The 20,310-nt window shown below is 59.7% G+C and carries 20 protein-coding genes and 1 tRNA gene; 1 reads left to right on the top strand and 20 read right to left on the bottom strand.

Going from position 1 to position 20,310, the window contains the following annotated elements; all coding sequences use genetic code 11:
* Window positions 1-81: 81 nt before the first annotated feature.
* Window positions 82-954: a FecR family protein gene (locus ACR0AJ_RS19135; RefSeq protein ID WP_480662997.1), complete on the bottom strand. Its 873-nt coding sequence runs from the start codon at window positions 952-954 to the stop codon at window positions 82-84.
* Between the two features lie 474 nt (window positions 955-1,428).
* Here ACR0AJ_RS19135 and ACR0AJ_RS19140 point away from each other — a divergent pair.
* Window positions 1,429-1,518: transfer RNA gene (locus tag ACR0AJ_RS19140), tRNA-Ser, on the top strand.
* Between the two features lie 121 nt (window positions 1,519-1,639).
* Here the strand turns inward: ACR0AJ_RS19140 and ACR0AJ_RS19145 are convergent.
* From ACR0AJ_RS19145 to ACR0AJ_RS19235, 19 genes are all read right to left on the bottom strand, one after another.
* A complete protein-coding gene (locus tag ACR0AJ_RS19145) occupies window positions 1,640-2,542 on the bottom strand; it encodes an FAD:protein FMN transferase (RefSeq protein WP_480741641.1) in 903 nt (300 codons plus the stop codon).
* A complete protein-coding gene (locus ACR0AJ_RS19150) occupies window positions 2,539-3,054 on the bottom strand; it encodes a nitrous oxide reductase accessory protein NosL (protein ID WP_170350153.1) in 516 nt (171 codons plus the stop codon). Before ACR0AJ_RS19150 ends, ACR0AJ_RS19145 begins: the two co-directional genes overlap by 4 nt.
* Window positions 3,051-3,872, bottom strand: coding sequence for an ABC transporter permease (locus tag ACR0AJ_RS19155; RefSeq protein WP_170350154.1), 822 nt, complete (start codon window positions 3,870-3,872; stop codon window positions 3,051-3,053). Before ACR0AJ_RS19155 ends, ACR0AJ_RS19150 begins: the two co-directional genes overlap by 4 nt.
* A complete protein-coding gene (locus ACR0AJ_RS19160; protein WP_170411827.1) occupies window positions 3,869-4,762 on the bottom strand; it encodes an ABC transporter ATP-binding protein in 894 nt (297 codons plus the stop codon). The genes ACR0AJ_RS19155 and ACR0AJ_RS19160 overlap by 4 nt, the downstream gene beginning before the upstream one ends.
* On the bottom strand, window positions 4,752-6,008 hold the full coding sequence (locus tag ACR0AJ_RS19165; protein ID WP_170411825.1) for a nitrous oxide reductase family maturation protein NosD: 1,257 nt from the start codon (window positions 6,006-6,008) through the stop codon (window positions 4,752-4,754). Before ACR0AJ_RS19165 ends, ACR0AJ_RS19160 begins: the two co-directional genes overlap by 11 nt.
* 3 nt (window positions 6,009-6,011) lie before the next feature.
* Complete coding sequence (gene nosZ / locus ACR0AJ_RS19170; protein ID WP_170350157.1) at window positions 6,012-7,919, bottom strand: TAT-dependent nitrous-oxide reductase; 1,908 nt, start codon at window positions 7,917-7,919, stop codon at window positions 6,012-6,014.
* A gap of 16 nt (window positions 7,920-7,935) precedes the next feature.
* Window positions 7,936-10,059: a NosR/NirI family protein gene (locus ACR0AJ_RS19175; protein ID WP_174821517.1), complete on the bottom strand. Its 2,124-nt coding sequence runs from the start codon at window positions 10,057-10,059 to the stop codon at window positions 7,936-7,938.
* A 44-nt stretch (window positions 10,060-10,103) separates the two neighbouring features.
* On the bottom strand, window positions 10,104-10,508 hold the full coding sequence (locus ACR0AJ_RS19180) for a hypothetical protein (protein WP_480741644.1): 405 nt from the start codon (window positions 10,506-10,508) through the stop codon (window positions 10,104-10,106).
* Window positions 10,509-10,656: 148 nt separating this feature from the next.
* Entirely contained in the window at window positions 10,657-10,920 is a 264-nt protein-coding gene (locus ACR0AJ_RS19185) for a hypothetical protein (protein WP_170350160.1), read from the bottom strand.
* Complete coding sequence (locus tag ACR0AJ_RS19190; protein WP_425082363.1) at window positions 10,877-12,430, bottom strand: cytochrome D1 domain-containing protein; 1,554 nt, start codon at window positions 12,428-12,430, stop codon at window positions 10,877-10,879. Before ACR0AJ_RS19190 ends, ACR0AJ_RS19185 begins: the two co-directional genes overlap by 44 nt.
* Window positions 12,405-13,619 carry a heme d1 biosynthesis radical SAM protein NirJ gene (gene nirJ, locus ACR0AJ_RS19195; protein ID WP_480741646.1) on the bottom strand — a complete coding sequence of 405 codons (1,215 nt, stop codon included), beginning with the start codon at window positions 13,617-13,619 and terminating at the stop codon, window positions 12,405-12,407. The genes ACR0AJ_RS19190 and nirJ overlap by 26 nt, the downstream gene beginning before the upstream one ends.
* A 3-nt stretch (window positions 13,620-13,622) precedes the next feature.
* Complete coding sequence (gene ahbB / locus ACR0AJ_RS19200; protein ID WP_425082365.1) at window positions 13,623-14,105, bottom strand: siroheme decarboxylase subunit beta; 483 nt, start codon at window positions 14,103-14,105, stop codon at window positions 13,623-13,625.
* On the bottom strand, window positions 14,102-14,551 hold the full coding sequence (locus ACR0AJ_RS19205; RefSeq protein ID WP_480638821.1) for an Lrp/AsnC family transcriptional regulator: 450 nt from the start codon (window positions 14,549-14,551) through the stop codon (window positions 14,102-14,104). Before ACR0AJ_RS19205 ends, ahbB (ACR0AJ_RS19200) begins: the two co-directional genes overlap by 4 nt.
* A complete protein-coding gene (gene ahbB, locus ACR0AJ_RS19210) occupies window positions 14,548-15,537 on the bottom strand; it encodes a siroheme decarboxylase subunit beta (RefSeq protein WP_480741647.1) in 990 nt (329 codons plus the stop codon). The genes ACR0AJ_RS19205 and ahbB (ACR0AJ_RS19210) overlap by 4 nt, the downstream gene beginning before the upstream one ends.
* A 4-nt stretch (window positions 15,538-15,541) precedes the next feature.
* Window positions 15,542-16,687, bottom strand: coding sequence for a cytochrome D1 domain-containing protein (locus tag ACR0AJ_RS19215; protein ID WP_480647830.1), 1,146 nt, complete (start codon window positions 16,685-16,687; stop codon window positions 15,542-15,544).
* Entirely contained in the window at window positions 16,684-16,992 is a 309-nt protein-coding gene (locus ACR0AJ_RS19220) for a c-type cytochrome (protein WP_254428531.1), read from the bottom strand. Before ACR0AJ_RS19220 ends, ACR0AJ_RS19215 begins: the two co-directional genes overlap by 4 nt.
* A 46-nt stretch (window positions 16,993-17,038) precedes the next feature.
* Window positions 17,039-17,800 carry a uroporphyrinogen-III C-methyltransferase gene (gene cobA / locus ACR0AJ_RS19225; protein WP_425082366.1) on the bottom strand — a complete coding sequence of 254 codons (762 nt, stop codon included), beginning with the start codon at window positions 17,798-17,800 and terminating at the stop codon, window positions 17,039-17,041.
* A 188-nt stretch (window positions 17,801-17,988) separates the two neighbouring features.
* Complete coding sequence (locus ACR0AJ_RS19230; protein ID WP_480647832.1) at window positions 17,989-18,390, bottom strand: cupredoxin domain-containing protein; 402 nt, start codon at window positions 18,388-18,390, stop codon at window positions 17,989-17,991.
* A gap of 56 nt (window positions 18,391-18,446) precedes the next feature.
* Window positions 18,447-20,231 (bottom strand): NapC/NirT family cytochrome c, encoded by a 1,785-nt coding sequence (locus ACR0AJ_RS19235; protein WP_480647834.1) that lies wholly within the window; start codon window positions 20,229-20,231, stop codon window positions 18,447-18,449.
* Window positions 20,232-20,310: the final 79 nt, after the last annotated feature.

A 20,310-nucleotide genomic window follows, 5' to 3' on the forward strand; every position in this document is an offset into this window, starting at 1 on the left:
CCCGGACGGACCTGAACGGGATGTGCGCATTTTTCTGCGACAACGACGGATCTGATGTCATGCAGCGGGGCCTGTGTTTGCTCAACCGCCGCTATTGCCGCCGTTACCGCCAGTGGTGCCACTGCCGCTGCCGCCGCCAAATCCCCCTGTTCCGCCACCACCAATCGTGCCACCGCTGCCTGGCCCGCCGCTGCCGGAACCGCCGCCGATCGAGCCGCCACTGCCATCGCCACTGCCGCTACCGTTTCCGACATTGCCGCCACTGCCGTTGCTGCTGCCAGTGCTGCTGCCGACGCTGCCGCCATTGCCGATGCCGACGCCGACGCTGTTTGACGGGGACGACCCGGAGGCCCCAGCGCTTTGCACTTCACGCGGCCCCCAGTTAGGGCCGGATGCAGGGACCTCTGATCGTTGCGGCAGAGGTGGCACGGCGTCCCTGCCGCAGCCCGTCACATCTGTTTGCAATGGAATCAGCAATTGCTCTTGTGACTGAACAAAGGGGAACCCTTCTTCCACCGCTTGTTCGTAACTTTCCTGATCGACAGAGCGCCCGATACGTCCACTCTGTGTGGTGGCGAGAAGGTTGCATTTGCGCCCGGTCTCTTGGCAAATGCCGTTCTGACCACACATTTCTACCCGGCCCTGTAAAATCAGCATGGCGCTTTGCGCGCCGGGCGCGACCCATATGTCAAAAGTCGTTCCGCGTACGGCCATGGTCGCAGTGGGCGTTTGAATCGAGTAGGCGCGCTTTTTACTTTTGCCAGAGATAAAGCGAAAGCTGCCGCCAAGGGCCTGAACCGCGAAGTTCTTGGCCTTTTTGTTGCCGCGCAGCATTGTCACATCCAGTGTCATCCGAGCATTCGGGCCAATCGCGATCTTGGTTTCATCGACGAAAATCAACTGAACCAGACCGCTGCCGTCTGTGGAAATGGAGTCGCCTGACGCAACTTCCATCCCTGCGCGCAGGGGCTGCGATTTCCCCGCGCGCGTTATTTCAGCGCCTTGTTCGACGCCAATGACTTTTCCTATGTTGGCTAAGGCCTGCAACGGCAGAAGCAAAACACAACAAACAATGAGTAACGATTTCAACCAAGCCAACCTAACGTCCTTCCCCCACAGATAGGTACTGAGCGCATCGCGCCCACCGCTCGGTTTGCCCCTCAATAAATTCGTATTTTTGAATTATACGCTAATAAATCTATACAAATATGCCTTATAGCCCGTGTATTTGGCAAGTTTTCAGTTCAGAGCGCGTCATTTTGAGTAGTTTGAAGAATTCCTTCGCGCAATTACGACTGCTTATATCTGTCTTCAAGAGCGTCGAAATTTCGCTGATTGCGTGTGCGTTTGCGACGAATTTGAGAAAAGTGAGCAAGGCATAGAAAATCGCCTTGTATCCGGGTGACAGGCAAGGATATACCCGCCAGCGGAGACGTGGCCGAGTGGTCGAAGGCGCTCCCCTGCTAAGGGAGTAGGCCCGGAAGGGTCTCGAGGGTTCGAATCCCTTCGTCTCCGCCACCTACCATTTTTAGATGCGGTCGGAACAACGGCTTATGTTGTAAGCCGTTGTGGGCACTTGATGGTTTGGCTTATTGGAAAGCCAATGGCCTCGCTTACTAAGGTGACCACCGAAGTTTTTTCAGATGTACATTTCTTTGCGCGCCTCGGGGAATGACCTGATCGCGGCGTCAACGCGCGTTTCAGGCAACGCGCACAAGGCCGTGGACAGCCCGTCGGCGATGGCTGCGCTGGGGGCTGAGACCGATACTATGTGGTTCGTTGCTACCTCGTCTTGCGGGTTCAGGATGTGGCCTTGATCATCGGTCAGCATGAGGTTGCCTGCGTCCGAGGTTGCAACGGCACGATCGCTTAATTCGATGGATTTGAGAACTTCTCTGCCGGGTCCGGCCAGTCCGACTTGCCAGGCTTGCCCGTCTTGGCGATGGCCAAGGGCGGCGATTTCCCCCATATTTACCAATACATCGCGTAGACCGTACGAGGCCAGCAAAGCCGCGATGCGGTCGGTAATGGCGCCTTGTGCGATACCGTTCAGCGTCAGTGCTGAAACACCGGGTTGGGGCAGGCGGATCATGTCGGACCCGATTAAAACGCGAGACCATCCAATGGATTTTCGGGCAGAATGGACCTCTTGCGCGGTGGCCCCGTTAGCCAGCGCGGACCAGAGCGGTTGAACTGAAGGATCAAAAACTCCGTCTGTGGCCTCGTGCAAGGCCGAACACAGGCTGAGTACGTTCAGCAGTTCGGGAGCTGGGGCTGGCAGTTGCCCGTCGCGGTTCAGGCGGCTGAGTTCGGATTGCGGTCGGTACAGGCTGAAGATGTTCTCAAGCCGGTTCACTTCGGCTTCAACCGCGGTAATGATTGGCGCGGCCTGTGTGTCCGTCAGCCCCTCAAGTCGCAAGCTGGCCGAGGCCCCCAGCGCGACCCCGTGCCAGTGAGCCGTAGGGGCAGAATTGGCACCCGCGGGAAAGGCGGCACAAGCGGCGGACATGGTCAGAAACCGGCGGCGGGAGAGGGCAGTCATGAGGGGGTCTCCAGTTTCAGGTCCAGATCAACGGGGCCCAGAACCTCGGTGTCGGGGATGCCGGACAGAGGCAGCAGGTTGCCACCGTACTGGCCAATAAAGGTTTCAGCGGCAGCCGGGTCTGCAAAGGGCACCACCTCGCGCGCGCCCATGCCGCCCGCAACATTGGCTCCGACCACAAAGGTCGCACCCTCGGCGGCGATCCAGTTGGAAACACCCGGCTGTTGCCAGTTGGGCGCGGCGCCCATATCGCTGACATAGACCGCTGCAATGGGTGCATCACGCTCGGGGCTTTTTAGGTAGGCCACCATGTCGCGCACTTGGGCGAAGAACAGAGGTGTAGGGTAGCCTTCCAGATGGATCTGACCTTTCGGGCCACCATGTTCAGCGATGTTCATCTGGCAGAAAAAGCTTAGCGCATCGGGGGTCAGGTCCACTGGATCAGGGGCCTCGGCGATCTCTTCCTTGCAGGCCGCCAGCGCGACAAACGCGATCAAAGCAAGACGTTTCATGGCTCGACCCTCCGAAACGCGGCGCGGGCGAGGATAAAGCCCAATACCGGCCAGATCAGCAGGGAGGCAGGAGCGGCCCAGACGGGCAGTGCCTGCGCGGCCCCGGTCATGCCGGATGCCATCGCAACGCCTTCGGTCGCGGCGATGTTCCACAAACGGAATGCGTCGGCCGGGTTGGCTACCATCACCCACGGAAAGACGGATTGGGTGAAGGTGCCGCCCTTGTCCATGACGACGGCTCCCAACAAGCCCAGATCATAAAGGACGACAAAGACCAGCCAGAGCCCGGCCGACAAACCTGCTGCTGCCGTGGCGCCCCTAGCCAGGGCAGACAGCAGGTAACCCAGCGCCAAGAACACGGCGCCCAGCAGGATGGATGTGAGGATTAGGCGTAGCAATGCCATCAGGCTTTCTGGCCCCGCGCCGCCGAACCATGCGGCCACTGCACCAGCGGTGCCAAAGCCGACGGTCATGGCAAAGGCAAGTGCGGCCAGATGGGCGGTGAATTTGCCCAACAGGATTTCTCCACGCCCCGCCGGATAGGATAGCAGCAGCGATAAGCTGCCCCGGTCCACGTCACCTGCGATGGCATCAAAAGCGATCATCAACGCCAGTAAGGGGGCAAGATATACTGACAACGTAGTCATCGAGGCAACCGAGACGGTCAGCATATCGACGCCCAGCGTACCGGTAGGCGCGCTGCCTGCAAAGGTTAGCGCCAAGGCGAACAGCACCATGATCAGGGTGGCCACCAGCAGCCAGCGGTTGCGGCGCAGGATCAGCATCTCCGTGCGGGTAATGGCGAGGAAGCGGGTCATTGCATCTCCTCCTGAGCGTAGTGGCGATAAAGGTCTTCCAGCTTGGGTGGGGTCATTTCCACATCCGCCACGGCATCGCCCATTCCGGCGATCCGGCGCAGGGCCTCCATTTTGTCATCTGGGGAACACAGCAACTCAACGGATGCGCCATTGATCCGGTCGCCACCCAATGCCGCGGCCAGCGCTGCGGGGTTGGCGCTGGCGCGCACGCGCAGGCGGATCGGCAGACCAGCTAGGGCCGACAGGTTGGTCAATGTATCATCAGCCACCATCCGGCCTTTCCGCATGATGGCGATGCGGTCGGTGCGGGCTTCAACCTCGGTCAGGGCGTGGGATGCGATCAGGACGGCGGTACCTTTCGCTGCCAACTCGTCGATGATGGCGTAAAGGTCTTGCCGCGAAATGGGGTCTAGCCCCGAGGTGGGCTCATCCAGCAGCGCCACTTTCGGCTGACCCAACAAAACTTGAGCCAAGCCCAGACGTTGCCGCATCCCTTTGGAATACGTTCCGATCCGGCGATCCAGCGCATCGCTGAGACCGACACGGTTCAGCAGGCCGGGCACATCAGCTTTGGTTCCCGACAATTTCGCAAACAGTGTTAGCTGTTCCCGTCCGGTTAAAGCGGGATGAAACGACACCGCCTCGGGTAGATACGCGGTCTCGCGCCGCGCTTGTTCGCTGCCGGGGGTGGCGTCTCCGATCCGAATGGCTCCGCCATGGATCGGCGTCAGGCCGAGGATGGATTTGATCAGGGTCGACTTGCCCGCGCCGTTATGGCCCAGCAGCGCCACGCGCTGTCCGGGGGCAAGAGACAGGTTGATATCGTCAAGAACGCGAGTTTTTCCGCGGTCCTTGCTGACATGGTCGATAACTAGGGCCTTATCCGTCATGAGGCACCTTTTTCATAGCTGGGGGTTCAGGGGCTTGCATCAATGGGTTGCTGTCCATCACGCCGCCCGGCAACAGGGCCGGGAAGGCAGATTGCGACCAGCGCACCAGCTGCACGGCGGGGGAGCCGAGCAGCAGTTTGGCTGAGGGTTGGGTCCACAGCACATGGTCCATCGAGTCGTTGGGGCGATAGGGGGCATCGGCGATGCCGTTGCCATCCACATCATATGCGGCGAAATCGGACCAGTAGTTGCCGCGCCCGTCTTCGGACCACTCGACCCATTTGGTCGAGACATATTTCACCTGCGTCCGGTTCCCGATGAATGAATTGCCAACGATGCGGTTGCGTTCGCTGCCAGCGGTAAAGTGGATGCCGATGCCGCATCCTTGGAACCAGTTGTTGGTGAATTCGTTCTTGTTGGAGTTATAGAGGAAGGTGCATTTTTCCTTGGCACCTTTCACCACATTGCCGGTGATGGTGCTTTTATTGGCGTAGTTCAGCATCACGCCATGTTCGCGGTCACCGATGGACACGTTGTTGGCCACGGTCACGTTTGTGGTGAACATAACCGCGTAGCCGAGATCATTACCGATCGAGACATTGTCGCTGACGACCGAATTGTCCGCATACATGTAATGCACGGCGAACCGCAGGTCGCGGAACAGGTTGCCAGTGAAGGTGTTCTTTTTCGACGAGTTCACAAAGATCCCGTCGCGCCCGTACCGGATGTCGTTGTCTTCAACCCGCGCACCCGGCGCGTTCCAGACGTAGACGCCATTGCCGCGGTCATTCATCCGCCGGTCCTGCCGACCTTCGATCCGGTTGCCACGCACGATGCTGTCCTTGGCACCGTGAATGTCGACGCCATAAAGGTTGCCCAACAACACATTGTCTTCGACCACCGGCGCTTTGGCCGTTTTGGTCAGTTGGATGCCGCTGTCGATCCCGTCATGGCTTGAGCCCGAGCCGATCACCGTCAGTCCACGAACGGTCACGCTCGGTCCGGTCACGGTGATGACGCTTCCCGCGCCCTGGCCGTCAATGGTGGCTTGTCCCAGCCCATCGATGGTGACGGGCCGGTCCAGCACAAGCGTTTCGGTGTAAACACCGGGGCTCAGGCGGAGGGTGTCCCCATCCGCCGCCTGCGCCAGTATTTCATTGATGGCCCCCGCCCGATTGGGCACATCCCAGTCCGCCGCCCATAGGGGCGAGCCAAGCAGGAGCGGTATGAGCAGAGGCCAACGCATGGGTTATGCTCCCTGCGGTTCGACCAACATCCGACCGCGCATTTCCATGTGCAGTGCGTGGCAGAACCACTGGCAATAGAACCAGTGTACGCCCGGACGGTCGGCTGTGAAGGTGACCGAGGCAGTTGCCAGCGGTGCAACTTCCATTGCGATGCCGTAGTTGCCCAGGCAGAAGCCGTGGGTCACGTCGTCAACGTCATCCAGGTTGGTGATGTAGACCGTCACCTCGTCTCCCTGTTTGACGGTGAACTTCTCAAGGCTGAAGGTTGGAGCCTGCGATGTCATGTAGACCCGCACCTTGTTGCCGTCCCGGATGGGTTCTTCGGCGCCTTCTTCCAGATCAATGCCATCGGCCTCGGCCTGTTTGCGGGCGTCTTCCCATGTAACATCGGCGCGGTCCCAGACGTTTACCGGGTTGACGATGTCGCTGCGAACGATGATCGAGTCATGCGGCTCGGCAAAGGTCGGACCGTCGTGAACCACTTTCATCTCGTTGGACGAGATGTCGATCAACTGCTCGTTCTCGGGCTTCAGCGGACCCACGTTCAGGAAGCGGTCTTTCGAGAACTTGTTCATCGAAATCAGCCACTTTCCGTCGGCATCCTTGGTTTCACCCATGGAGGTCGAGTTGTGGCCCGGCTGATAGTGCACGTCGACCTTCGAGATGATCGGATCCACATCGGCACCGCCGTAAGCCTCGATTGCCTTTTCGATGTTCCACTTCACGATCTGGCTGTCCAGGAACAGCGTGGTGAACGCGTTGCCCTGGCCGTCATAGGCGGTGTGAAGCGGGCCAAGACCCAGTTGCGGCTCACCCACGATGCAGGACCGCGGGTCGGCATCACTTTCGAACAAGGCGTCCAGTTTGGTGACGTCCATGATCGACACGGTCGGCGACAGCTTACCGTTGATGCAGACGTGCTTGCCGTCGGGCGCGGTGTTGATGCCATGCGGCGAGTTCGGGATCGGAATGTAACGGGTGTACTTCTTGTTCTGACCCTTACGGCCGTCCAGAACCTTGACTCCTTTCAGCTCCTGATAGTCACCGGCTTCGATACCCGCCTCGATTTCTGCGATGTTGAAAACAACCACGTGGTCCAGCTCGTTCTCGGTCATCTCGGCCAGGTTCATACCCATTTCCGAGTTGTAGGAGGTCGAATAGGCGTATTTGCCCTGATAGTCGCAGTCGGTGTTGTCGAGGTTGCCCGACACCATCACCTGCCATGCCACTTCCATGGTGTCGCCGTCCAGCGCGGTAAAGATGTTCACGTATTGCGACGGATCGTCCAGCACGCTGCCATCATTGACCAGCGGAGTTTCATCTTCACCATTGGCAAAGACATAACCGGTGCGCGGGAATTTCTGCGGTCGCAGACCGTGGATCGCCTTGGCGTTCGGGATCTCGGTGATCTTGTCGCATTTCATGACGTCACAGCGCACACGAGCGACACGGGTGTTGGCCTTGTCGTTCATGAACAGGTAGCGGCCATCGTAGGTGCCATCGGTGAACGACATATGCGGGTGGTGCAGGTCGCCGTTGTCATAGGTTTTCATGCCACGCTTGGCGAGAAACTCTTTGGTTTCAGGCAGCAGGCCGTCGGTCATGATTTTCAACGATTCATTGGTCTGACCCCAGCCGGTGGCCGAGCAGCGGTTGAACACTGGCACGCGCATCAACTCGCGCATGGACGGGAAGCCCAGGATGCGCAGCTCGCCGGTCTGACCTGAGGACCAGAAACCGTAATATTCGTCCAACTCACCGGGCTGCAGGTTGGCGTTGGCCGCAGCGCTGGCTTGCTTCGCGGTCATCAGGGTCGAGCCCAGACCGGTCCCGGCCAGCACCGCGCCAGTTGCGGTTGCACCTAGCATCCCACGGCGTGTGATGTTCAGCTTGTTGTCATGTTCCGACATGTTCGTTCCTCCTTTTTTAGGAAACGGATTGCGGTTTGGCGTTCGGATGGTTCGCCGGTGGCTGTCCGAGGGGGGTCTTGAGGTCGACCGACCCTGTCTTGGCCCGCCGTTTCAGTTGGCGGATAACGACGGGACATTTGTCCTCGGACTGGTAGAGCACCTGACAATGCAGGCAGGTGACGCACTCGTTCGGATTGATCTCACCGGTGGGGTGGATTGCCTGAACGGGGCATTCGTTGGCGCAGGTCTGACAGGGGGTGCCGCATTCCTTGTAGCGGCGCAGCCAGTCAAACATGCGGATACGGGCGGGGATCGCCAGCGCTCCGCCCAGCGGGCAGAGGTAGCGGCAGTAGAACCGTTCGATGAACAGCCCGATCCCCAGCAGGGTCAGCGCAAAGACCACAAACGGCCAGTCGCGCATAAATTTCAGAATGATGGCAGTCTTGAAGGGCTCAATCTCGGCATATGTTTCGGCCAGCGGGATCGAGACGAAGCTGAGGCCGAAAAGACCCAGGAAGATCATGTATTTCGCGGGCCAAAGCCGTTCGTTCAGACCCCAGGGAAGGGTCCATTGCGGCACTTTCAGCGCACGAGCGATCTTGTTGGTCAACTCCTGCAGCGCGCCAAACGGGCACAGCCAGCCGCAATAGGCCCCACGCCCCCAGAACAGCAGCGCGGCGGCGACCGCGAACCATTGGATGAAGACCAGCGGATCCAGCAGGAAGGCGTCCCAGCTGAACCCGGTCCGCAGGCTGCCAGCCAGTGCCATCAGGTTCACCACACTCAGCTGCGCATTGGCGTACCAGCCGATGAAGAACAGGGTCATGGTCAGGTAGCCGATGCGGAACCAATAGAAGACCCTCGCGTTCATCGTCACGTGGAACTGGAAGAAGAACGTCGCCGTCAGGACCAGCAGCATGACGCCAAGGACGCCAATTTCGACTGTGCGGTCCTTCCAGATGCGCTTCCACAGGGCGGCTTTGGCGGCGGCCTCGCCGGTGGCGTCGTCAACAACGGTTGGGGCGGTTACGGGCAGTAGGTACTGCTCGGGTAGTTTGTAGCCCAGATCGAAAGTCAGGAAGGTTTTCTCAACTGCGCCCACGGCCCGCTGTACCAGCAGTTGCAGGCGGAACGGCTCGGCGGGATCAAACTCCGCCTCGGCTGGGATTTTAAAGATATCCAGTTCGGTGAAGCTGGGCGCATCAGCGGCCGCAACCTTGCCTAGGCGCTCTTGTTGCTTGTCAAAGAACCGGACCGAATTGTCGCCTTGGATCAGCTGAATCCGGTCGAAGATCCCACCGCGCACATAGCCTGAGCCTTTGAAGCTGTAAGCCCCGCGCCCCAGTACCAGAATGGCCTGTTCGCCGTCGTCCAGCCACTCGACCAGGTTTTGATACTCGGCTTCACCCAGCAGGGATTTCCCGATCGAGGGAACCGAGACCAACGCCATATGCATATCGATAAACGTGTCATCCGGTTCGCCCGGTTCCGGGCGTTTGATGGCGCGCTGATCTCCGGTAGCTTCAAAAGCGGCGTTGACCTGACCGACATCCAGCGTCAGCCGCCGGATCGAGCCGTCACCCGACAGGGTGGTCCAGTCATAGATGGCGTTCTTAGCCATATCGACTTCGCGTTTCGGCCCGTCGGCCTGTAATGGCGACAGCCCACCTAAACCCAGCGCGCGGGCCACTTTGATACCGCCGCGCACAAGGCTGTCGTCGATCACCATGATGGTCACGGTGGCACCCGAGATGATGTCGAGGTCATGCCCCTCACCACCCGTTGCGGCCTCGTGTTTCAGGTCCAGACCGGTGTAGCCTTCGGTCAGCTCGACCATGCGCGAATTGGGAATGCCGATCAGTACGATGGGTTCCGAGTGTTTGACCAGTTGCACACCGGTCAGCACGGCATCCGCGTTTATTGCGGCAACCACATGGATGGGTTTGCCCGAATAGCCGGTGGTGCCCACGAAATCCGAAGTCAGGAAAGCCCAGGCGACGGTTTCGCCCCCCTTCAGAACCGGGGCAACAGGCACGTCATCGCGCACCGGGCCAAAGGCATCGGCACCGGGGGCAAGGTCAGAGGGCTCAATCTCGGGCAGGAAGCTGGCAAGGCTGTCGGCATGGGCGCTGATCGCCATCAGGCAGGACAGGACAAAGGCCAGCAGGATATGGGTTGCGCGACTTACGACCACGGCGCACCTCCGGATACTTGGATTGACGCCATGGACGCGCGCGGGGCGCGTTCGGATGTTTCTTGGGGCGCGTGCGGGGGGCCTCTGGTTTCGGGCCATAACCGCCTAACTTGGTAGTAATTGACCAGGTTGCGGTCATCGCAGCGAGCGACCTGAACAATCCCGTCCGATTTCAGTTCCGGCAGGTTTGGCAGGGGTGCCGCAGCGGTGACGGCGCACAAGGCACAGTCGGCGCATTTCGGGCAGGGCGCGGTTGGGTCTTCGGTCCCTTCTTCGAGGTCCACTTGAACCCAGACCGCGCCTGCCTCCGAGCAGATCTCAACCCACATGCTTCGTCCGGGACTCGCCAGCGCCGGACTAAGCAGTTGCAACAGCAAAAGAAGGGTGCCTGCCATGGCGCACGCCGCGCGTAAAGCGCGGACAGACAGTGTGTGCAGTGGGACTGGGGCAGACATGGAGAATCCAACTCGGCGTTCTTTCCTTTGTCCTACGGGATTCTCTCAGACGGATACTTGACTTAGGTCAGGTATCCGAAATTTGTGACTAATCGTCGGCTTCATCCATCAACCCGCGCAACCAGCGCCCGGCCAGCCAGGATGCGGGCAAGCCCAGCGGGATCGACCACAGGATTGCGCTTACAGGTGCGATCACGCCAAGCCCCATGCCATTGGCAACCAGACCCGCCAGAAACAGGTTGATGGCCACGGTTAGTGCCGTGGCGGGGTAGAGCAGGATGGCCAGTTTCCAGACCGGCCATTTGCCCTCAGTGGCTGGTACCTTCCGAGAAGGTGATTTTGTTCCAGACATTATATTTCCCCGAAGGTTTGCGCATGGGCAAGCGGCGAACCTCTTCCAGAGTTTGCGCGTCATAGACGATCACGGCACCATCATCTTCCCAGATCGATACCAGTGCATGGCGCCCATCCTTGGTGAACTCGACATGGGCCACGGTTTTGCCTGGCGCTGGGCGTAAAGTCTTTACGATTTCAAGGCTTTGCTTATCGATTACGTGCATCGCATCCTTGTTGGGCCCAAAGAACACATCGGCCCAGACGTAAGGAGAATTCTCATGACTGCGCATGAAGAAACCCGGCCCTTCGGTCTTGATCCGTTTGACCGTTTCCCATGTCTGCATGTCGATCACAGACACGGTGCCGTCGGTCAGGTGCGGCGTGGCCATCACGGTTGTATCGCCGTACCGCCACGTGATGCCTGATCCCAGATGCGGCATACCTGGCAGGTCTAGATCAGCCACTTTCTGACCGATGACCAGATCAATAACCTGCCCGCCCTTGCCGTCGCGCGAGGCACCCATGACGTATTCATAGCTTTGGTCGAAAAAGAAGTCGTCCAGATAGTCAGGCGTGGTGATCTTGCGAACCGGGAAGGGATTTGGGTTCTTGAACTGCCCCTCGATACGGAAATCGTGACCCAGTCCGAACTGAGGTGGGTTGTCGCCATAGAAGACCTCCCAAATCTCGGGAACGTCTTTCAGGGCCAGCACAAAGCTTTCGCGTGGCGGGGCCTGATAAACGGCAGAAACGCGGCTGGGATTGCCCTTTTTGCTTTTGATCTCGATGACCTTGGCGACCGAAAGGTCGCTGGTCGACAGCAGGGTCAGGCTGTTGGGCAGGTAATTGGCGACGGCTACCCATTTTCCATCACCTGACATGGCGATGTTGCGGCTGTTCAGCCCCGCGCGCACGCGGCCCACCTGTTTCAGAGCCCAGATATCGTATTTCTGAACCCAACCATCGCGCGACATGATGAAAACATAGCGCCCGTCGGGGCTGAACTTCGGGCCTCCGTGGACGGCGAACGGAGTTTCGAACCGATCCAATACTTCAAACGTATCACCGTCCAACACGCTCACGTGGTGATCGCCGGTTTCGACGGCCAGCGTGATGTTCATCGGGTCGCTGTCCCAGACGGGAGCATCGACCGGGCTGTATTCTGCGTCCAGCGTACGGCTGGCCATGATCTCGGCCTCGCCCCATTCGGGGTTGGTTTCCAGCGGGGATTTCAGCCAACCCGCCAGTTCTTCGATCTGCAAGGCGTCGAGTTCATGCGAAAAGGCGGGCATCTGAGTGGCTGTACGCCCCTCGGCAATCACGGCGGCCACACGCGGGCCGCGCATGCGCTTCAGCGTCTCGGGGATCAGGGCCGGGCCAACACCGCCTAAACGGTTCTCGCCATGGCACGAGGCGCAGTGTTCGGCATAGTCCGACGGGGCGTCGGCCCATGCTGAACCAGCCAGCAGCAGCGAGCAGAGCGTGCCTATTTTCAGCGTGTCAAAAGAACTGATGTGCCGGATCATGACGTTTCCCCCGGAACGGCGTGACCTTAAGGCGTTCGCCCGCGTCATCCACGCCGATTTCTTGATTAGAAAGATAGCAGGCCGGATCTTCGGCCCAGGGATCGCCGGTCACCTGCAAAGCCCGGATACGAGTATTGCCGCCACAGAAGTCCTTTAATTGGCAGGCCCCGCAGCGCCCTTTCAGCGGACGTGGTCGGGTGCGCAGCATAGAGAGCATCTGGTCCTCGCTGGCCCACAGCTCTGAGAACGGTTTGGTCTTCACGTTGCCGACCGTGTAGTCGGACCAATACGTATCGGGATGCACGCGCCCCAGATTGTCGATATTGGCCACGCCCAACCCGCTGGAATTCCCGCCCCACGCGGCGAGATGTTCGCGCACATGAGCGGCCTTATCGGCATCGAAATGCGTGCGCACCCAGTTCAGGAAGTACCCCGCATCTGCATCATTATTGCCGGTCACAATGTCCAGCGGGCGCCCGCCGGAGGCGGCCTCCCACGCGCGCTCCAGCAGCAGGTCCAGCCCGTTACGGGTGCGCAGGTGTTCAGCATCTTCGCCCCGGTTCTTGTCGCCACGCCCAGCATAGACCAGATGCGACAGGTAGAACTTGTCGACCCCTTCGTCATCGCACAGTTGCAGCAGGTCGGGCAGGTGATGCTGAGTGCCTTCTGTCAGGCAAAATCGCAGGCCCACTTTGATCCCACGTTTCTTACACTCGCGCACACCGCGCAAAGCGTCGGCAAAGGCGCCTTCAACGCCGCGGAACCAGTCATTTGTGGCCCCGATCCCGTCTAGGGAAATGCCGACATAGTTGAATCCCACATCGGCAATCATATCAGCGGTTTCATCGTAAATCCGCGTGCCGTTGGTCGACAGCGCCAGCATCGGCACCAGATCGCGGGCGCGTTTGGCAATGTCGAAGAAATCAAACCGGTCCAGCGGTTCCCCACCCGAGAGGATCAGGGCCGGGACGCGAAATTGGCCCAGATCCTCAAGGGTTACCATGGCTTGCTCGTGGCTGAGCTCACCGGGGAACGCAACATCCGCCGAGACGGTGTAGCAATGGCGGCATTTCAGATTGCAGCGCCGCGTCAGGTTCCAGATCACCACCGGTTTCACCGGTCCGGGGCGGCGTTTGCGCACCGGGGTCGGGGTGACGAGTTGGTGCATGTATTCGGTCAGGCGGAACATGTTTCAGCCTTTCGCTTTCAGGCGCAGCCCGGTCTTTTTCAGAATGCGCGTGGAATAGAGGATGTCTTTGGCCCGACAGGCACCGCCGAGAATGGCTGTGATCTCGGCGCGCTTTTCTTCGACCTCGTCACGGTCCGCGCCGTGAACCATGGCAAACAAATTGTAAGGCCAGTCGGGCAGGGCGCGGGGGCGTTCATAGCAGTGGGTGACAAAGGGCAGCGCGCCGATCTGGGTGCCCAGTTCAGTCACACGGTCGTTTTGCACATCCCACACGGTCATGCCGTTCGAGGTCATGCCCAGTTTGTAGTGATTAGGAGCAGCGGCAATGCGACGGATAACGCCGCGCGATTTCAGTTCAGCCAGGCGGAACAGCAACGCGTCTTCGTCCATGCCAAGACGCTCGGCCACCCGCGCATAGGGCGCGGGCACTAGGGGCAGGCCGCCTTGCAGCGCCTCGATAATCTCTCTGTCTTTTGCGTCGATCATGCCGCTACCCGGAAGCCGATGAAGAATTCCTGCAATTTGGGGAAACGGAGAACCTCGATCCCCGTTTCCCGTTCGATCGCATCAGCGGTGGCCTCGATCCCCTCGGGCGTTTCGGTGGCCAGTACGAACCACATGTTCAGCCGGTGCGTACGTTCATAATTATGGGCAACCTCCGCGTGCGCATTGACTTTGGTCAGGACGGTTTCGAAATTTTCGACCGGCACCGCCATGGCGCACAGACAGAACGCACCCCCCATGGCGGCCGCGTCGAAAAACGGACCGAAGCGGGTGATGATGCGTTCCTCTTTCATGCGGCTGAGGCGGCGCAGCAATTCGCTTTCCGGAATGCCAAGTTCGGTGGCAATCGCGGCATAAGGATGAGGGATCAACGGCAGGTCGTCCTGCATTCGGTTCAGGATTGCACGGTCGGTTTCGTCCAGTCTCATGCGGCGGCCTCTTTTGGTTGGATCAATGCGCCGGTCTGTTTGAAACAGCGGGTCGAAAACAAAACTTTGTGGCGCGCACCGGCCAGTTCCGGCAGGGCAACGGCGCCGGACAGAACTTCTTGCGCCTCGCTGCGCGAGCGGGCGTGAATCATGGAATACAGGCGGTAAGGCCAGACGTCCTCGACCGGGTTACGTTCATAGCACAGGGTCACGCCAGTATGTGCGGCCAGCGCCGGGCCGGCGGTGTCGATCTGACTGGCGGGCATGTCCCAAACCACCATCGCATTGGCCGACCAACCCAGCGCCCGGTGACGTACGATGACACCGAGGCGCGAGATGATGCCGGCATCGTGCAGCGCCTTGATCCGCGCCAGAACCTCGGGCGTGGAACGGTTCATTGATCGAGCCAGCGCGGTATAGGGTTCCGCGACCAGTTCTAAGCCGGAACTGAGCGCCTGTAGCAGGGCGCGGTCGCCGTCCCGCATGGCCGAGCGATCCACCTTGCGGGGGCCGGGCACATTGCGGGAATTGCCCGACATTCGAAAACCAAGATCGACATTGAATGGGCGTACCAGCCGCAGGTCCAGTACCCGCAGCCCAGTACGTCGGGCGATCCTGGCAAGGGTATCGTTCACATGCACCCGGTCCGGCCCGGTGGTCACGAACCACAGGTTCCACGTATCCTCGCGCTGGTAATTGTGGTTCACTCCGGGTTCTGAGTCGATCAGGGCGGCGATTTCTTCCAACTGTTCCTCGGGGGCGGCAACGGCGGCCAGGGTGCTGGCCGATACTGCCCCCGGTGCAATCGTCGCACCCACCCGCGTGATCCGACCGGTTGCGCGCATCCGGGTCAGGCGATCGATGACCTCGGCCTCGTCCAGACCCAACGCTGCGCCAAGTACCTCAAACGGATGGTCGGTTATGGGAAAATCGCGCTGAAACTCGTCCAGCAAGCGACAGTCGATCGGGTCAGTGATGTGATCCATCGTCTCAAAGCCCCGTTCTGTGCGCACGTGCCGTGAAGAAGATGCCTGATGGGCTGTCCGCTTCAATCTCGCGTAGCTTTTCAAAGGTTTGCGTGTCATAGACCATGACCTTGTTGGCATCGCGCACGCTGATCCAGACCTCGTGCCCACGCGGGGTGAATTCCATATGCAGTACGGCTGGACCGGGTTTGAATTCGTGGATGATGTCCTTGGTGACGCTGTCGATCACTTGAATCGTATCGTTCAGCGGATGGGCGAAATTCACCCAGACTTGCCGCCCGTCGGGCCGGGCCATGGCAAAGACCGGCTGACCGTGGGTCTGTGTGCGTCCGGTTTCGGTCAAAGTGTCGGCATCGATCCAAAGAACCTCGTGATGGCCCACGGCGGGTAGAACGAATTCGCGGCCTGTCAGCGCCCAACCTTCCAGGTGGGGCATCTTGTAGACAGGCATTTCTTCTTGCCCGCGCCCGTAATCCGGTAGGACGCGGATCGGTTCCGGGGCCTCGGCCCAGAGATCCAGCGCGGTCAGCCCGTCCTCGCCAAAAAGGCCAGTGATATAGGTGCGGCCATTGGCAGTGATCAGCGCGTCATAGGGGTTTTTGCCCATATCGGGGATCTTGGTGATCTCGGGCGTGCCTCTCGCGAAATCGGCAATCCAGGTTTCGCCAGAGTCCCACATGGTGAAGACGAACCTGCGGCCCGGCGCGTCGACCAGACCGATTGTTTTGCTACCCGTTGGGATATCTGCGACCAACTCAAGCGTATTGGCGTCGAACACACGGACGCCGCCGGGTTCATAGTTCGACACGGCGACTAGCTGTCCGTCGTCTGAAATTGCGCCACCAATTGCGTTACCGGCCTGTACGACGCGGTTCACGATCTGTCGGGTGACGATATCGACTTTGGTCAGCCCGCCATCGCGCCCGAACACATAAGCAAAGCGTTCGTCGGGCGAATAGACCAGCGAGGCATGGGACAGATCGCCCAGCCCTTCGATCCGCGCCAGCGCGGCCCGGTCGGATTGATCTACCAACAGGACCGAACCCTTGGCGCGTTCGATCACAAGACCAAGATCACCAGTGGCGGTTGGTTCAGCATGCGCCGAGGTCATTATCAGGGTGGCGGCAAGGCCAAGAATAAGCTGTTTCATTGTGCCTCCTGTTGCAGCAGGTAACGGGCGATCCATTCGGCCTCTTCCTCGGTAATAAGGGGGCGCCAGGGGGGCATTGCCGTGTCGGGAATCCCATCGAGAATGACGCCGGTCAACACGTCCGGATCATAGTGTTGCAGCGTTTGGGACCGAAGATCGGGACCAAGGCCACCCTTCAGCGACAGCCCATGGCACGACCCGCAATCCTGATGGACAAGCCGTCTCAGGGCGTCGGGGTTCAAGGTGTCGGCGGCAAATGCCGAGGTGGCGATCACAACCGCGCCGGCCAGCAGAACCGAAGTCAACGGTTGGCTGCTCTGCCTGCCAGGCGCAACAGTCCGGTGACCTAGCCTAGCCATGCGCTTGTTCCATCAATTCGGCCACCGAACGTTCGGCATACAGCGAAACCACCTGTCCGATGATAAACAAAGTGGGTGCCTCAAGTGCAGCGCTGCGCACGTCGGTGGCCAGCCTGTCCAACCGGGACACGATTCGACGTTCGGCCCGTGTGGTGGCTTTGCTGACAGCCAGCACGGGGGTCGATCCGGGCAGGTTCTCGGTCATCAGCCCCATGGCGATTTGGCCAATGTTGGCTACGCCCATGTAGACGACCAACGTCGAGTCGGGATCGGCCAACCGCTTCCAATCCAGGTCCAGCACCTTGTCTTCCTGCCGGTGGCCAGTGACATATTGGACCGAGGTTGCCAGCCCGCGATGGGTCAGCGGTACGCCGGTCGAACAGGATGCCCCCTGCGCGGCCGTGATGCCGGGTGCGTACTCGACCGTGACGCCATGGGCCACAAGATACGCCGCTTCTTCCGAGCCACGGCCAAAGATCATCGGGTCGCCGCCTTTCAGCCGTGCAACGGTGTGACCGGCGCGGGCCTCTTCCAACAGAATCTCATTGATGCGATCTTGCGGTACGGTATGGCATTTAGGGGCCTTTCCGACCGGAATCAGCCGCGCCTTTTCGGCATGCAGGGCAAGGATGTCGTCCGAAACCAGCCGGTCATAGACGACCACGTCGGCCTCTTGCAGCATGCGCAAGGCACGCAGGGTCATGAGTTCGGGGTCGCCGGGGCCGGCGCCAATCAGAAAAACCTTACCGCTCATGTGCAAACTCGCTTGGTCTGAATGTCTTCCGAGCCCGGGTTTGCCTGCGAAAAGGGACGTTGCTGGGCGAACCGGGCGTGTCATGAGAACAGGTTGGCGGATTCTGCTCGCGGCTTCCTTGACTAAAGTTAAGGAGCGCGGGATTTGCGCCCGCGCTCCTTTGACTTGCCTGTATTTTTTACCTCGGCTCAGGGTTCTACGGTGATCATTCCGATCATGTTCTGCGTTTCCCAATGCGGCCCGCACAGGTATTCCTGCGGGCCTGGAGTAAGGAATGTCAGATCAACGGATTCCTCAGGGAACAAACGGTCGCTTTCGGGTTCGCTGCCGCCTTTCAGCAGCACACTGTGACTGGTGCGTTTGTCCACGTTCATCCAGCGCACTGTCGTTCCTGCTTTCACGGTCAACTGACCGGGGCAGAAATTGTATTTGTACATCAGCACCACTTCGGCGTCTTCGACGGCTGACGAAGGTTGCCCGAACAAGTCGACATAGCGTTGCTCAGCCTCGGCGCAAATCTCGGCGGTTTCATCCGCCAAGACGGGTGGGGCGAGAAGTAGAAGTGCAGGAAGAAGGCAGTAGGGTTTCATGATCCATCTCTCCTTTCCAAAAAAGGGCGGGGGCCGGGTTTTCCGGCCCCTATCCGTTATTGTTTGACCACGTTGATGTTGGCGCTGTCGTCGTCCAGCGCCAGGCTGGTGTTCAGCGTAACGTGGTGGAACCGCGCGGCGGCAAAGTCATCATGAATGGCAAAGCCCACCGTATAGGTCTGACCCGGTTCCAGCGGCACGTCGCCGGGCGCACCCGAGTTCAGTGGCCGCGAGAAGACGACGGTCCACACGCCACCGGACAGATTGGCCGAGGCGGCAATTTCTCCGTCATTGACCACGCGCTGTTCCAACAGATAACCGTTGGAGGCGCTGCCATCAGCATAGACACGCATCAGGTCCAGATAAGTGCCATCGTCCAAGTATTGCTGGATCTGCGCCTCGGCCTCCAACTTGTCCCAGCCACCCAATGCCTTGCCGCGGCGACCTTTGACTTCGACCTCGGTCCGGCTTTCGCTGATGTATTTGGTCACTGTGTCCTGAGTGCTCAGGCGGCCTGCGATATCCCCATTGGCGGCAATCGCGTCAGCGCCCGGATCAAATGGCATATAGCTGTTGTCTGCGTGGCACGAGGCCCAGCAGCCTACCTGATCGCCCAACTCGATCCCGGTACCGGTGATCATCATTGCGACCTTGATCTGGTTGTCGGGGTCCATCTTGCCGCCATCGACGAAGGGGGCAGGGTTATGGCCTGCATCCGGCCATTGCATGCGAATATAAAGGTTCTCGTCATCATGCGCGGCCTGCAAGGTCGCATCGATCACACCACGTTTGCCGGGGATCGGGGTTGGTTCCAGATCACCGCCCGCAACGATCTTGTTGCCGATCGTATCCAGTTCTTTGGCGTGACAGGTCGAGCATTGATCGCCGCCCTTGGTCAGGGGACGGGCCCCGCCGTGGAACTTGCCGTTCTGCACCCACTCAAAAGAGGCTTGCCCGGGGTAGAACAGTTTCAGATCGGCGCTTGCAACGGCATTCCAGTCGACGCTGCTGCCAACATCACTGCCGCCGCCTGCCGGTGCTGCGGCTTCTTCGCCGTTTGCCTTGGCGCGTTCTTCGGCGACGGCTGCGTCTACGGCGGCCGCGATCTGTGCCTGAACGGCCTCTTGCTGGGCGGTTTTGGCTGCTTTTTCAGCCTCGGCTTCGGCAGCTTCCTTGGCTTCGATCTTCGCAAGGCTGGTTAGGTATTCCTGCGGGATTTCACGAATGAAGGCCGGGTTGGGTGCCTCAAGCTTTTCCAGATAGTCCTCATCGGCCCGATCACGGGCGTCCGAGTGGGCGATCCCCTTGTGACAATCGATACAGGTCTGGCCGATCTCCATCGCATTCAGGTGCTGCTGACGTGCGCGCGGTTTCTGGAACTCGGGCATCATCGATTCAAAATCGTGGCAGTTGCGGCATTCACGTGAGTCCGTGGATTTCATCCGCTCCCATTCATTCATCGCCAGATGTACGCGCTTGGCTTCAAACTTTTCGCGGGTGTTGATGGTGCCGACCAGCTTGCCATACAGCTCTTTGGACGCCTTGATCTTGCGGATCATCTTGTGGGTCCAGTCCTTGGGAACGTGGCAGTCGGAACAGACCGCGCCCACGCCAGACCGGTTCACGTCGTGGATCGTGCCGGTGTATTCCTCATAGACGAAATCACGCATCTCGTGGCACGAGACACAGAATTCCTTTGTGTTGGTGGCTTCCATGGCGGTGTTGAACCCGCCCCAAAAGACGATGCCCGCGACAAAGGCCACGGCTATTCCGGCCACGGGCATTCCCCACAGGAAATACCGGCGCCAAATTGGTTTCTTTTTTTCCGGTTCGGAAGTCATATCCGGGCTCCGTTTGGCTTTCTTATCTGGCCTTGGGTGGCAGGCCGGTGGATTTGGCTGTTTGGTCAAACGAGGAAAG

The sequence above is a fragment of the Ruegeria sp. CJ9 genome (genome assembly GCF_056536625.1).